At 42.9% G+C, this 12,968-nt stretch carries 14 protein-coding genes and 1 riboswitch; of the genes, 4 read left to right on the plus strand and 10 right to left on the minus strand.

Annotated elements, in window-relative coordinates; translation table 11 throughout:
* Positions 1 to 18 precede the first annotated feature (18 nt).
* From A7K50_RS02500 to flgM, 9 genes are all read right to left on the minus strand, one after another.
* Positions 19 to 2,094: a glycosyltransferase gene (locus tag A7K50_RS02500; RefSeq protein WP_026156367.1), complete on the minus strand. Its 2,076-nt coding sequence runs from the start codon at positions 2,092 to 2,094 to the stop codon at positions 19 to 21.
* A gap of 185 nt (positions 2,095 to 2,279) precedes the next feature.
* Positions 2,280 to 3,353, minus strand: coding sequence for a glycosyltransferase family 2 protein (locus A7K50_RS02505; RefSeq protein ID WP_020491852.1), 1,074 nt, complete (start codon positions 3,351 to 3,353; stop codon positions 2,280 to 2,282).
* A 102-nt stretch (positions 3,354 to 3,455) separates the two neighbouring features.
* Entirely contained in the window at positions 3,456 to 3,716 is a 261-nt protein-coding gene (csrA, locus tag A7K50_RS02510; protein WP_020491851.1) for a carbon storage regulator CsrA, read from the minus strand.
* Positions 3,716 to 4,168: a flagellar assembly protein FliW gene (locus A7K50_RS02515; protein WP_119774510.1), complete on the minus strand. Its 453-nt coding sequence runs from the start codon at positions 4,166 to 4,168 to the stop codon at positions 3,716 to 3,718. Before A7K50_RS02515 ends, csrA begins: the two co-directional genes overlap by 1 nt.
* Before the next feature lie 86 nt (positions 4,169 to 4,254).
* Positions 4,255 to 4,815 (minus strand): DUF6470 family protein, encoded by a 561-nt coding sequence (locus A7K50_RS02520; protein ID WP_119774511.1) that lies wholly within the window; start codon positions 4,813 to 4,815, stop codon positions 4,255 to 4,257.
* Positions 4,816 to 4,893: 78 nt separating this feature from the next.
* Positions 4,894 to 5,781, minus strand: a complete 888-nt coding sequence (flgL, locus tag A7K50_RS02525) for a flagellar hook-associated protein FlgL (protein ID WP_119774512.1) — start codon at positions 5,779 to 5,781, stop codon at positions 4,894 to 4,896.
* Between the two features lie 11 nt (positions 5,782 to 5,792).
* Positions 5,793 to 7,319, minus strand: a complete 1,527-nt coding sequence (flgK, locus tag A7K50_RS02530; RefSeq protein ID WP_119774513.1) for a flagellar hook-associated protein FlgK — start codon at positions 7,317 to 7,319, stop codon at positions 5,793 to 5,795.
* Positions 7,320 to 7,396: 77 nt separating this feature from the next.
* The gene (locus tag A7K50_RS02535; RefSeq protein WP_119774514.1) at positions 7,397 to 7,882 is read right to left on the minus strand and encodes a flagellar protein FlgN; all 486 of its coding nucleotides are present in this window, start codon (positions 7,880 to 7,882) and stop codon (positions 7,397 to 7,399) included.
* On the minus strand, positions 7,883 to 8,167 hold the full coding sequence (gene flgM / locus A7K50_RS02540) for a flagellar biosynthesis anti-sigma factor FlgM (protein ID WP_119774595.1): 285 nt from the start codon (positions 8,165 to 8,167) through the stop codon (positions 7,883 to 7,885).
* 317 nt (positions 8,168 to 8,484) lie between these two features.
* On the opposite strand from flgM, the gene A7K50_RS02545 reads away from it, so the two are divergent.
* A complete protein-coding gene (locus tag A7K50_RS02545; RefSeq protein WP_020491844.1) occupies positions 8,485 to 9,291 on the plus strand; it encodes a flagellar motor protein in 807 nt (268 codons plus the stop codon).
* Between the two features lie 60 nt (positions 9,292 to 9,351).
* Positions 9,352 to 10,227 carry a flagellar motor protein MotB gene (locus A7K50_RS02550; protein WP_119774515.1) on the plus strand — a complete coding sequence of 292 codons (876 nt, stop codon included), beginning with the start codon at positions 9,352 to 9,354 and terminating at the stop codon, positions 10,225 to 10,227.
* 13 nt (positions 10,228 to 10,240) lie between these two features.
* On the opposite strand, the gene A7K50_RS02555 is transcribed toward A7K50_RS02550, so the two are convergent.
* Positions 10,241 to 11,284, minus strand: a complete 1,044-nt coding sequence (locus tag A7K50_RS02555) for a M20/M25/M40 family metallo-hydrolase (RefSeq protein WP_119774516.1) — start codon at positions 11,282 to 11,284, stop codon at positions 10,241 to 10,243.
* A 29-nt stretch (positions 11,285 to 11,313) separates the two neighbouring features.
* Between A7K50_RS02555 and A7K50_RS02560 the strand changes: the two genes are divergently transcribed.
* Together A7K50_RS02560 and A7K50_RS02565 are read left to right on the plus strand one after the other, a co-directional pair.
* Positions 11,314 to 11,754, plus strand: coding sequence for a YaaR family protein (locus A7K50_RS02560; RefSeq protein WP_119774517.1), 441 nt, complete (start codon positions 11,314 to 11,316; stop codon positions 11,752 to 11,754).
* Between the two features lie 76 nt (positions 11,755 to 11,830).
* Complete coding sequence (locus A7K50_RS02565; RefSeq protein WP_020491840.1) at positions 11,831 to 12,625, plus strand: protein-glutamate O-methyltransferase CheR; 795 nt, start codon at positions 11,831 to 11,833, stop codon at positions 12,623 to 12,625.
* Between the two features lie 174 nt (positions 12,626 to 12,799).
* Positions 12,800 to 12,920: riboswitch (cyclic di-GMP riboswitch) on the plus strand.
* Positions 12,921 to 12,968 lie beyond the last annotated feature (48 nt).

Raw genomic sequence — 12,968 nt, forward strand, 5'->3', positions numbered from 1 at the left:
TTGGTTTCGCTGTATTGGTTAATTATCCTCCATATCAGCTTTAAATTCAGCAATTTCCGGATCATTCGGGATAATTTCCTCATAGGCCTGAATAATCTCCCTGGCTTCTTTGAACATCCCGTTTTGGATAAACTGTTTCAGATTGGCTTTCACAATCCGCGCATACTCCTGCATTTCAGTGCTGACTGCAGGCTGCGTCTGAACGTCTATTTTTTTCGTCAGCCTGTCCAAAAGCACTTCTATCCCTTTTTTCATGTCAGGATACTCAAGAAGTGCTTTTTTCAAATACCTTACATATTGGGCCTGATCGGAATTTTCTACGAAATGGGCTTTATCAAGACAGTAGAAGAATATTTCTTCCTTATTGGCTAGAAGATAAGGTTTGTCATTTTCAAATAGTTCCGGCCTGTAGATTCTCCTGATATAACCGATACCCTCATGGATGTATCTGTCCAGTACCTGATCGTACTTTTCTTCATCAAGGTTCTCCGCTTGAAGCATGATCCTCCGTAATATTTTATGGACCCGTTGTTCTTCAAGGGGGGCATCTTGATCCCGACTTTGCAGATATACATCACATACTTCGTCAAAATCCGGATATTTTTCAGTTAAATATTTGAACAACAATTCCAGTTCCTGCTCTTGAATTTCAAGGTTGACACTATTTAAAGGGAGCTTCATTTTCGTAACAAAATAGAAAATATCGCCATAATAAAACCCAAGCTCACTAAGCGAAAGGCTCTTAATCCCGCTCAGAAGCTGGTTAGTCACGTTTTTCTGCCCCCAAAGCCTGATTGTGTTTAATAAGCCATACTCCGAATCCTCATTATGGAAAAGTCGGGCCACTTCTTCCCGCTTTATCTCGTCCTCACTAAACAATAAAGTCTCCAGAGCTAAACAGAAACTTTTTTCCAAGTCTTTTTTTGCGAATTTGCTTATTTTATTATAGAAGCATTTTATTTCTTGATATTTTTCAAGACTTAAGTAAAGTGAAATTTGATGAGGGACAGCCTTTTCAATCATTTCAATGGTCTCGAGCTTCTCGAGTGCTTCCAGTGCATCTTCTTTCTGGTCTATCTCCTTGTACATTACAGCTAAATCATAGTAAACATCGTCTTTATGAGAAAATGAGTTTGAGATAATTCTCGGATCTTTTCCTCGAAACTGATCATAATTTTCCACATAGTATAAATACTTCTGGTAACTTGCAATTGCTTCCTGGTATTGTTTCAGCATCCCTTGGGCTTTAGCAAGACAAAACCATAAGTCAATGGCCCATTCCCTGTATTTCAGGCCTTCCTGCGCTAGTTCTACTGTTTTCTTGTACTCTCCGTTATCGTTGTATAGCATAGCAAGGGTACTGTAAACATAAAAATACTCCACAGGGTCCATGTTCTTTCTTTTGGCTGTTTCGTAAGCTCTTACCGCAGGATCCAAAGCGTCTTTATGGTTTTTAAACGTAGCAATCGTGTTGGAAAGATAAAATAATAAACCGACATTATCTGGATCCTTCTCTATGGCTTGCAGCAGTATAGGCTCATAAAGTTTGAGCTTTCGTTCCCTAAGCTCCGGATCATCGGCCGGATAACCATAATGCAGCAACTGGGCATCAAGAACTGCCAGCGGTGGTTCGAAGATCGGCTCTTCATGAATAACACCTTGAAAACCAAATTTTGCTGTTTTGCGAAATAAACGCGTGACCACGCCAGTCCCAACTTTACTGGTATTATTGGTTTGAAAAATATTATCAATCTGAATCGCTGCCGCATTAATATTTTTAGAAACCTTTGATGTGATAAATTGAACGATTGCTTCATATCCTCTCAGTTCTTCATCGGCATCTACAAACATGAACCAGTCCCCCCGGGTGTACTGCACCGTTATATTCCTCATTTTTGAATAGTCATTTTCCCAGGGATGGAAGTATACTTTATTCGTATATTTTTTGGCAATTTCCACTGTTTGATCCATTGATCCTGTATCAACAATGATGAGTTCCGAAGAAACTGCGTTTAAAAGTGGCTTAAGGCTTTCTAAACATCTTTTCAGATTTTTTTCTTCATTTTTCACCATCATACCGATGCTTAATTTCAAAACAACCCACTTCCTTTAGCAAATGTCAGTCATCAAATCTTAAATAATTTATTAGTTCGTGCCACCAGGATATCAAAGATTTAGCGTTTACATGATACTAAATATAATATCGGCTATACTCCTGTTTTTCTGGAGAATAAATTCTGATAAAAAGCAAATCAATTTCCGGCCAGAATTAACATTTTTTAAATGCCGGGCTTCAGATCCGCAATACGGGTTAAAGCAGGTTCATATCCTTCTGATCTAGCTCTGGTATAAAATTCTTTGGCTTTAACCATGTCTCCGGTTGTTTCATAGTACACGCCCAAATTATAGGCTGCCAGGAAACTTCCCGTTCCGGTCATTGTACTATACTTATCGGTCTCTCCCAGTCGAAGACAGGTCTTATACTCCCGTTCAATCTCCGGAAACAAGTGAATATATTTGTTCACATCTGAAAAAACAAGCTCCATATAAAAAAGAGCGCATACAAAATGAAAATCCGGATAATCGGCAAACTGCGCTCTTTCTTTTTCAATCATGCCGATTCCTTTAAACAGCCTTCCGGTGGCAAGAATATTGTAAAGATAGTCAATCACAACAAGATCTCTATAGCCTGCGTTTCGACCCAGAAATTGATAGCACTTTTCGAAATAGTCGTTTGCCGTCTGATATTGGCCGGATAACTTGTATTGTTTGGCTGTCTGGTAAAGAAGATAAGGGTCACTAGGATGATTGTCCAGTTCGAGAAGCAATAACCGTAAATTTCGGCCCGTTTTGTCCGTTTCGTAGTAGCCGTCATGATTCACTTCGATTTCCGTATTGACCCGTGGAAGGTTCGATTTAATTTGCTCATGAACCCTGCCCTCAAAATAAATTCCTTTCGGAATCAACCTGGAGACCCAGGTGCTGGAAGTTCTTATTTCATGATCCTGCTTAATCTTACTGACCACTTTGATTCTGCCGATGGCCTCAGACTGTTCCATAAAGCGCTGAATACTCTCTTTCGTTCCCTGTGTAAAAACTTCATCAGCATCGAGGATTAGATTCCAATCCCCTGCCGCGTAACTCAGCGCAAAATTCCGGGCCTTGGCAAAGTCATCCTCCCAAACATAATCGCATACTTTAGCACCATAAGCGTGGGCAATTTTTTTCGTATCATCCGTGGAACCCGTATCCGCAACAATCATTTCATCAACAAGATGCTTAACACTATCTAAACATCTGGCTAAGACCTTCTCTTCATTTTTAACAATCATGACCAACGATAGCTTTCTCATCTTGCTCTCTTAACTCCAAAAATTTATCTTTTAACGAGTAACCAGAAATTTTTATTAAAAATCAAACTCTCCAAAATCAAGAGAGTTTTAATCGTGTGCTCTTTATTCTTTATTCCCAGGCAAATTCCCCTTAAGCATCTGTTTCAGCTGGCCGGATAATTCCGCTTCCGGAAGTTTGGATGCAGCGGAAGCCTTCACATTTTGATTCTGCACTTCTTCATAAACTTCGCTGCGCAGAATCTTAATATCTTTAGGTGCTTCAATGCCAATCCTAACCTGATCTCCGACTACCGCAACCACCACAATCTCAATATTGTCGCCGATCATAATTCTTTCATTGATTTTCCGTGATAAAACCAGCATCAGTCCACAGCTCCTTCTTGATCGTTTTTTGTTCCGATAGAATCCTGCTGTGTTGGAAACAATGGCTGCCTGGAAGAATGAATCTCATCACTCAGGATCAATTGAACCCCTTTATGGGTCCTCGCATTCAGAATCAGAGGAGCACGCAGGTTGACGGTCGACTGGGCCAGATCATTGGCGTGTACGGTAATGATGTTCCAAACATCCACGTTATCGGTAACTGCAATGTCCAAAATCTCTGTTTCACGCGGACTCAAGTCCACCTGAGGCAAATATTCCGGAAAAAAGAGCTGTGACCGAATCAGAAAAAAAGCAATTTCCCGGTTGGCGACGGCATCCATCCTAGCGAGGAAAGTATCCTCTTCAATATTCAGAGAAAATTCTTTTAGCTCTTCAAATCCGGGTATTCCATCAGGGAAAAAGATAACTGATTCAATTCCTTTGCCATCCATTGTTTATTCTTCCTCCTTGGTCTGTCTCATTTCTATTCCTATTTCTATTCTTATTCTCATACTCATTTTCATCTTCATTTTCATTTTCATTGTTTAATATCAATGGCTTGTCCTACCGCTTTGATTTCGAGGTAGGCTTGCTGCTCAATAAAAGAACGAACAGACGGATACTTGAAGCCGTCTATCGATACCTCGCCCAAATCGGCGGAATAGTGAACATCACCCTGCTGAAGATTAGAATGAACTTCAGCTGGGGTATACCGAATCTCAATGGGTGCAAGCGAAGCAATCGTGACCTCGCTCTCGGGCGGGGCCATCGCTTGAAATACCACTTGTCCAATCGGCACATTATTTTCAATCTCGCCTATTTGACGCCCCGTTTGAACGATCGTTTCCAGGTCCTGTTGGAATTCAGCATCGGCATTCGCTTTAAGGCTTTGTTGCATAAACCAGATCCCTCCAAACCCTATCGATTCACGCATTGAGCTGGAGTCAATTTCGAGGTTCGGTTGTGATGTTCGAACCTGAACATTCGGATTAATCTGGTCAATCTGTAAATTAGGCTGCTTTTTATTCAGTTCATAACTGGCATCACTAATATTCAGGCCGATTCTGGCAAACTGCTGATTAAACTGCAGGCTAATCATACCGGCACCTCCAAGCAATCACGATCTGTGGAAAGAAGAAAATAAATCTAATTTAAGCTAACATTGTTGAAAATGACTTTATTGTAGAAAATCAACCAAAGAAGGCTGGATGATTTGGGCACCGACCGACAATGCCGCTCGGTACGTATTCATCGTTGAGTTATAATCAACAATTGCCGCTGCCAAGTCCGTATCCCGAAGATTGGACAGATTCATCTTGGCATTGATAATACTGGTCTCAAGATTGTTACTGATCGTTTCTACCCTACTGATCTTTGCACCGAGCTCCGCCCGGACATCAATAAATGTGCTTAATATTGAATCAAGATCCGCGATAGAATTGCCTGCTGCAGTGTAATCGCCATTATTCAGGGCTGTAGAAAAATCATTCAGTGCTGTGAAGAAATCACTGACCCCAGTCCCAGTATCGACGCCAAAGAGTTCCTGACCATTGATGGAAATATTAAAATTGACATTGGCACCAAGTTCCACGGAGAGTGATTCGGCGTTTCCCTCCCATAGTGTACCCGTCCAGGGAGCCGTATCCGTGTTTGTCCCGCTGAAAATATAGCGCGAACCGACTTGACTGTTTGCCATAACACCGAGCTGTTCAATAATTTGATCGACTTCCTTTTTGATATCGCCCAGATCATCTGGGGAATTGGTCTGGCTCGACCCCTGCACTGCAAGCTCTCTTAAGCGCTGAAGCATCGAGGTCATATTGGCGGTTACAGATTCAACACTGGACATATAATCGAGAGCCCGGCTAGCATTATCCTTCCATTGCTCCATCGATGAAATATTTGTCTTCAGCCCTAAAATCGCCGTAATCTTAGACGGATCATCCGAAGGCTTAGATATCGCCTGCCCCGTAGAAATACTGTTCTGGAGATCAATCATTTTATTACTGGATTTTTGCAGATTCGACAAAAGGTTACTGCTAATAATATTATTCGTTATCCGCATGCTTATTCCTCCTATTTCGTGACACCCATACCCAGAAGTGATTCCAGCATGGTATCCAGCACCGTCACAATTCTGGCTGCCGAACTGTACCCTTTCTGGAATTTGATCATATCAATCATCTCTTCATCTAAAGAAACACCCGATAGCGCTTCTCGGGAATTCCCTAGCTGCGTGGCAAGTACATTCTGGCCTTCAGCCATTCGGGTGCTTTGTTCCACATCGGAACCAAGCTCTGCCGTTAATCCTTCATAGTAGTCCGAGACTGAACTGGCTCCCAGCGCCGTGACACTGGCCGGCACGGAAGCATAGGTCGTCAGGCTGTCCCAACCGGATGCCAGTGACGAGATGGCCAGGGCAATACTGCTGTCGCCGGAGGAGACTCCAGTAGCATCCGCAATTCCGGACGCTATCAGATTAACATCATCCTGAATGTCTTGATTCACGATAATATTCGCGGCCGTAATTGGGCTGGTTAAATCCGTGCTGGTAAAGAAGTCCAGCCCCGTATCTATCGTCAGCCCTTGACCTGATTGATGAAGCGCATTGACCGAATCGGCAATAACCGTGACAAGCGTATTCAGGTTGTCCCGAAATCCACTCAGATACGTGTCCCGCATTTCGATATCTGCCTGAAGAGAGCCCATTCCGCTCCCGAGATCAACTTCGGCTGCGGTTTTCGTCCCGTCTGCGGAAGCTTCCCACCATACCTCGCTGAAACCTGTGGCTGCATCTGTCGGGACCGGGTCTTCCTGGAGATGATACGCATTGCCATTAGAAACCAGTACATTGTTGCTGTCCGTAGAATTTCCAATAATCACGGTATAATTTCCTACAGACCTGTCCGTAAAATTCGAATCCAAAGACTCGATAACGGTCACTGGGACAAGTCCGGACAGTTCATCGACAATTTGGTCTCTCTGGTCCTTTAAATCATTCGGGTTGTCTCCTCTAATCTCAGCATTCCTGATTTGGTTATTAAGCAGCTGTATCTGATCAGAGATGGTGTTGATCTGCGTAATTGTTGCATCGACACTGTTATCAAGATCTTTCTGCAAAGCAGTAATCTGCTGATCAATATTATGAAAAGTTTCCGTGAGCGATACGGCTTTTTCCCTGACAACAATACGGGAGGCGCTTTCCTCCGGAGAATTGGCCAGATCGCTCCAAGCACTCCAAAATTTCGACATATCAGAGCTGAGGCTGTAATCCGAAGTTTCATTAAAGAACTGTTCAGTCAGACTAAGGGTCGCTTCTTTTCCAGACCAATATTCGTACTGTGATGTTTCCCTGCGATACTGCTGGTCGAGATAAGCATCTCTTACCCTGGTGATATCCGTTAGAAAAGAACCCGTACCAATGCTTAAATCCCTGCTGTTGGCATTAATCGTCAGCGGTATTGTCGCCTGCGTATTGGCGATCTGTCTCGAATAGCCCGTAGTACTGGCATTGGAAATATTCTGGCCGGTCGTATCAATAGCCGCTTGAGATGTAATTAAAGCTCTATAGGCCGTTTCCAGCCCCATAAATGTTGAGTACATATCCGTTACTCCTTTTAATCAAGCCTGTGAGCTTATTGCAGAAAAACCTGCCTCACTGGAATCTTATGAATCGAAAATCAGATGCTTTTATTGATCAAATTATTTGGACTGAAGTCATTTTTTGCGCCTTTATTTGAAGGGTTTGAGTACGTTGTATGCTTTTGGCCCGTTAGAAGCCTCAACGTGAAATCGGCAATACTCAACGCACTTTTAAGCAATTTGGCATTGATTTCATGTAAATTTTTAAGTTGGCTGATGACTTCTTCGAACTCCTGGCCAATCGGCTCAAAGCCCGGAGAGTATTTGATCAAATCCGTTAAGGTAATATCCTCTGTTTTCTTGCCAATCTCTTTACCAAAAAATTCTGCCCAGTAAAGTCTTTCCTCTTCCAACCGTCCGACTTCGAGCAGAATTTTTTCTTCCTGAGCGGTGATGCTTTCTATTTTCTCAATAACATTGTCCACGAGCGCTTTCTGCTTTTCCTGTTCTAATTCGACCAGCTGGTGATAGAAAGCAATTTGCTGTTGTAGGTTATTTTCCAGACCCGCTACATATTCTGCCACTTATTTTCCCTCCATCCCGTTTGGAGAAAGAATTCCTTCTGCAATAGAAGCTGCATCAAGATTAAATTCACCATTGGCAATTTGTTCGGAGATTACCCTGACCCTATCATCTCTGATGTCTGGCATTTCCTTCATCTTTTGCAGTAGCTTTTGAAAAACCTGCGCATTTTCAGATACGGCCAACTGATCCTTTTCTGAAGCCGTATTGACCTTACTCGTCTGAGATACCCGGATCGCAGCTTGGACACTGCCGACGGGGGAAATTGAAGTACCATCTATTTTCATCACATTCACCAACCTGACTGTTTTTATCTTTTTTGTTTTATACAGTTTTCTTATCGTCCAGCCGCCCAGTAATCTGAACATCATCCACGACCAATTAAAGTTAATTACCTCTTATTAACTCTCAATATCTCACAATATCACTTTATTATACCCATTTATAAAGTTTGGAATAATCTTTTTCGTGTCATTATCCGGCAGAATGCTGTATAATATTGGTTGGTCCGATAAAAAAGCGATTAAAACCCCTAATGTTTTCGGTCAAAAATTACGTTATTAATAGTGTGTAAATGAAGATTACATAGGAGGAACATCAGTCAATGGATATAACTACCATCTTAGGGCTTGTCCTGGGATTTTTCGGAATATTGTTTGGTTACGTTATTGAGGGCGGACACTTAGGTTCCTTGTATGCTACTGCCCCAATATTCATTGTCATTCTTGGTACATTGGGGGCAACCGTCATCGGTATCCCTTTAGAAGAATTGAAGAAATTGCCCAGATGGTTAAATATTGCGTTCACAAATCAATCCTTCGGTGTGGAGAAAGCCTATTTCACCCTGGTGCACTTTTCTGAGAAAGCCCGCCAGGAAGGACTTTTGAGCCTTGAACAGGAATTGGAAACCGTCGATGACAAATTCACCAAACAAGGCATGCAGTTGGTAATTGACGGGACAGACCCGGAAATTACTAGAAGCATCCTGGAATCAAACATTGCTGTTTTGGAAAATAGGCATAAGGTTGGGATCACCTTTTTCGAGTCCGCTGGGGGCTACAGCCCGACTTTGGGTATTATCGGAACCGTCATGGGTCTGGTTCACGTTCTTGGTAATCTGACGGACCCCGATAGTCTTTCCGGTTCGATTGCCGCAGCCTTTATTGCTACCCTCTATGGTGTTTGTTTGGCTAACCTAGTCTATCTACCTATCGCTGCCAAGCTGAAAATAAAAAATCAGATGGAAGTGCAGACAATGGAAATGATTCTTGACGGGATTATTTCTATTCAATCCGGTGAGAACCCCGCAATCCTGAAAGAAAAACTCAAGACCCACCTCGGCTATATACCCGAGAAAGAAACTAAATTTGAGGCTGAAGAAGTAACTACAAGAACCGGATCATTAGTCTAAAAAGCATCACAAGTAAAAACATTCGAGGTATACAAGCATTAGTATAGAAGCGGTGATAAAATGAGAAAGCAAAAAAAACAAGATGGCCACCCCCCCGGTCAGGAAAGGTGGCTTGTTACCTACTCAGATCTGATTACACTATTAATGATCTTTTTTATCGTGATGTATTCGATGAGTCAGGTTGACGCCAACAAATTCAGGGCGATGGCCCAATCCCTGAGCATAACGCTTGGCGGTGCGGCACCTTCTGCAGTTAACCTCTCGGAAACACAGGCTGGGGATTCTTTCATTGAAGGTGGGAGTACTGAAGGTTCAACTTCGACAGGCCAGGATGACCAGCAAGGAATAGAGCAGGAGATCACCCCTTCAGAAGGAACCGGCCAAGGAAATACGGATTATCAGGAAAGCCTTACAATAGAGGGAATCAAAGCCAAATTGGATCAGTTTGCGAAAGAAAATGGAATTGAAAATAAGCTTGTATCATCCATTGAGGAACGAGGCCTGGTCATCAGTATTCAGGACACCTTGCTGTTTAACAGCGGCTCAGCAGAAATTACGACAAATTCACGGGCCATCCTGAAAAAAATCGGCACGGTCCTGTCCGCTTCACCGAATTATATAAAAGTGGAAGGACACACCTGTAACCTGCCGATCCATACCGCAGAATTTCGAAGCAATTGGGAACTGTCCGTACTCAGGGCGACCAATGTCGTCCATATTCTTGTCGATGACGGTGAGATCGATCCCCTTCGACTGTCAGCAGCAGGGTACGGCGAATACCGCCCAGTCGCTGATAACAACACAGATCAGGGAAGAATTACCAACCGTAGAGTTGACCTGATTATCCTACGTTCCAAGTATGATCTGCTCGAGCCAGGCAACAGCAGTAGCAATACGGCTACAGGTACCAACAGTAGTGGAAATGACCGCAACTAGCACCCTTATCGCTTTAGTAGGCCAAGCTTTTAACAGCCCTATAGATAATATTACAGGTCATTTCGAGTTTCTCTTCATTGACCGTGTATATTTTGTCTTCCTGCGTATGATTATTCAGCAGCCACTCTTTACTCAGAATAGTTACCGCAGGGATGCCAGTACCTGCAAAGGATATCTCGTCGCTGTGATGGCTGCCGCCAGAAACATGCTTGAGGACCGCCCCATTTACCCTGCCGGCATCTTTCAGGGTCTCAATCAAAGTCTGAGAGTTTTCACCGGCTGACCAGAGAATATACTCTCCAACGGCACCATTGCCGACCGTATCAGCGTTAATAACCGCCTTTATTTCGGAGAGCGGGATCAGAGGGTTCTGTACAAAATATTTGGAGCCCAGGAAGCCCATTTCCTCAGCACTCCAAAAAGCCACTGCAATATTGATTTTAGGCGTAAAACCGTCTTGTGCCTCTTTCACCAGCCGACGCATGACTTGAAGAATACAGCCCACACCAGAAGCATTGTCATTCGCACCCGGATAGACTTCCCCGTTATAAATACCGAGATGATCAAAATGGGCAGAGAGGATAAGTGTCTGTTTTGGGTTATTCCCGGTAATACCAGCTAAGATATTGGCCGCTGGAACCCGAAGTGTGTCCGCTTCATCCGGTCGAAAAAGCGCTCTGCCGTCAATCATCTTTTCTTTCATCGAAGGAATCGAAAATAGCTGCCAGTAATTGTCCGCACTGAAAGACTTAAGTAGTAAGGCCTTAAATTGTCCTTCCAGGTAGACAAGCGCTTTGGTCTCTCCCGCAGTTCCCGCCCGACGGCCTTCGAGATTGGCATGAGACAAGTACTGAACATCTTCGATGGCTTTTCTGGAAATCGCCTGGATTGAAGGCACCCAAACAGTACCTTCACCCGAAGCAAACTCAATGCTGGAAGACGGAATTCCCAGAAGGCTTCCGAGTTTCTGCCCCCATGCCCCGGGCAGGACCGTCCAGGGGATAACAAATGCCGCCAGTCCGGCTACAATTTTTAGAAAAGTCCGGCGTGATTTCATATTTTTTATCCTTTCACGGAGGGAGTAACATGTCACTAAAAATTAATAATTCCACCCCAAAAAATAATTTTGGGATTGATCTTCATCAATCTTCAGAAAAAAAGGAAAGCAGCTTCAGCAATATTCTATCACATTCCCGTCAACTTCAAAGCCAGGAGATGCAACTTTTTCTGAAACGTCTTGAAAAGCAGGGACAAAAGCTCTCCGAGAACAGATCTTTGGAAAATCTGATGGAATTTAAAACCCTGGTCAAAAGTTTTCTTCAATCAACCTTTGGAAAAAGCAGAAATATGCAAGAGGAAACTTTTTGGGATTACCGAGGCCAGCCGAAAGTCATGGCCCGGGTAACGAAAATCAACAAGACACTGGAAGAATTGGGTGAACAGGTACTCTCTTCCCAATCTGAACCGTTAAAAATCCTGGAAAAAATCCATGAAATTAAAGGACTTATTATCGATTTATTCACCTGATATTAAAATTGAATTGGCCTTTACAATATTTTGAATAGTTATTAAAACGTTGTACTAGCGGAAGGAGCAATAAAGAATGATGAACGGCACGGGCATGATTACGGATTATCCTAGATTCGTTAAAGCTTTCCAAAATGTCAGCGGTCTTGACTTGAACTATTATAAAGAAAACCAGATGAAGAGACGGATCCTAAACTTCATGAACACAAGGGGCTACCAGGAAAATTATACGGACTTCCTGAAGGACCTCAATCTTAAACCTGACCTTTACGATGCTTTTTTTAAACACCTGACCATCAACGTCACACAGTTTTTCCGTGATGTCAAGCAGTGGGATGTCTTTCGGGAAAAAATTATCCCCGATTTGTTGAAGACCAGATCTTCCTTAAAAATATGGAGCGCGGGCTGTTCAGCAGGCCAGGAAGCCTGCACCATGGCGATCATTATGGCGGAATATTTTCCGGGAACAAACTTCAGTATTCTTGGAACAGATATTGACGTCAACGTCTTAAAGCAGGCCCAGTCAGGTATTTATGACGAACGTGATTTTGCCAGCACTCCCCCCTATCTTCTTGATAAGTATTTCAACAAATCTGATATGAAATTTCAGATTAAAAGCACGCTCACCAGGAATCTGACTTTCAAGACGCAGAACCTGCTTACCGATAGGTTTGACCGGGGCTTTGATCTGATTGCTTGTCGCAATGTCGTGATCTATTTTACCGATGAAGCAAAGGATGTGCTGTATAAAAAATTTGCGGACTCCCTGAAGACGGAAGGGATCCTTTTCACAGGCTGTACAGAGCATTTATTTGGCAAAAGCCAGCACGGTCTTAAATCCGTTTCCTCGTTTTTTTATCAAAAAGTATAAGATGATACCGGCATTGCCAACCCAGCTTCATTTTTAGCTTCGTGGTATCCAAGGCGTATCTCCGATCGTGTCCGTGGTATCTTTACAAAGTGTGAACAGAGATGCTATACTTTTCTGGACACAATCGGGTTGACAGGATTTTCAGATTTCACTTAAAAATACAATATGGTTTTTAATGTGTTGGAGCAAACTTTACGAAAGTGAAGGACGCTAAAGTCATGGGTCTAAATTAGGGGATTCGAAATGCATGTAATGCGTTTCCAGGATATTCTGACAGGATTGCCAGACTACAAGGATTTTGAACTTCTCAGGGGAGAGCAGTTCCTTTTACGGATCTGCTCTT

The organism is Dehalobacter sp. MCB1, from assembly GCF_003590275.1.
GTDB lineage: Bacteria > Bacillota > Desulfitobacteriia > Desulfitobacteriales > Syntrophobotulaceae > Dehalobacter.

Coding starts and splice junctions, on each gene's coding strand:
- A7K50_RS02520 (WP_119774511.1), bottom strand. CDS start 4,815: ATGATTAGCCTGCAGTTTAATCAGCAGTTTGCCAGAATCGGCCTGAAT.
- flgM (WP_119774595.1), bottom strand. CDS start 8,167: ATGAAAATAGATGGTACTTCAATTTCCCCCGTCGGCAGTGTCCAAGCT.
- A7K50_RS02555 (WP_119774516.1), bottom strand. CDS start 11,284: ATGAAATCACGCCGGACTTTTCTAAAAATTGTAGCCGGACTGGCGGCA.
- A7K50_RS02505 (WP_020491852.1), bottom strand. CDS start 3,353: ATGAGAAAGCTATCGTTGGTCATGATTGTTAAAAATGAAGAGAAGGTC.
- flgL (WP_119774512.1), bottom strand. CDS start 5,781: ATGCGGATAACGAATAATATTATTAGCAGTAACCTTTTGTCGAATCTG.
- A7K50_RS02550 (WP_119774515.1), top strand. CDS start 9,352: ATGAGAAAGCAAAAAAAACAAGATGGCCACCCCCCCGGTCAGGAAAGG.
- flgK (WP_119774513.1), bottom strand. CDS start 7,319: ATGTACTCAACATTTATGGGGCTGGAAACGGCCTATAGAGCTTTAATT.
- A7K50_RS02515 (WP_119774510.1), bottom strand. CDS start 4,168: ATGGATGGCAAAGGAATTGAATCAGTTATCTTTTTCCCTGATGGAATA.
- A7K50_RS02560 (WP_119774517.1), top strand. CDS start 11,314: ATGTCACTAAAAATTAATAATTCCACCCCAAAAAATAATTTTGGGATT.
- A7K50_RS02565 (WP_020491840.1), top strand. CDS start 11,831: ATGATGAACGGCACGGGCATGATTACGGATTATCCTAGATTCGTTAAA.
- csrA (WP_020491851.1), bottom strand. CDS start 3,716: ATGCTGGTTTTATCACGGAAAATCAATGAAAGAATTATGATCGGCGAC.
- A7K50_RS02545 (WP_020491844.1), top strand. CDS start 8,485: ATGGATATAACTACCATCTTAGGGCTTGTCCTGGGATTTTTCGGAATA.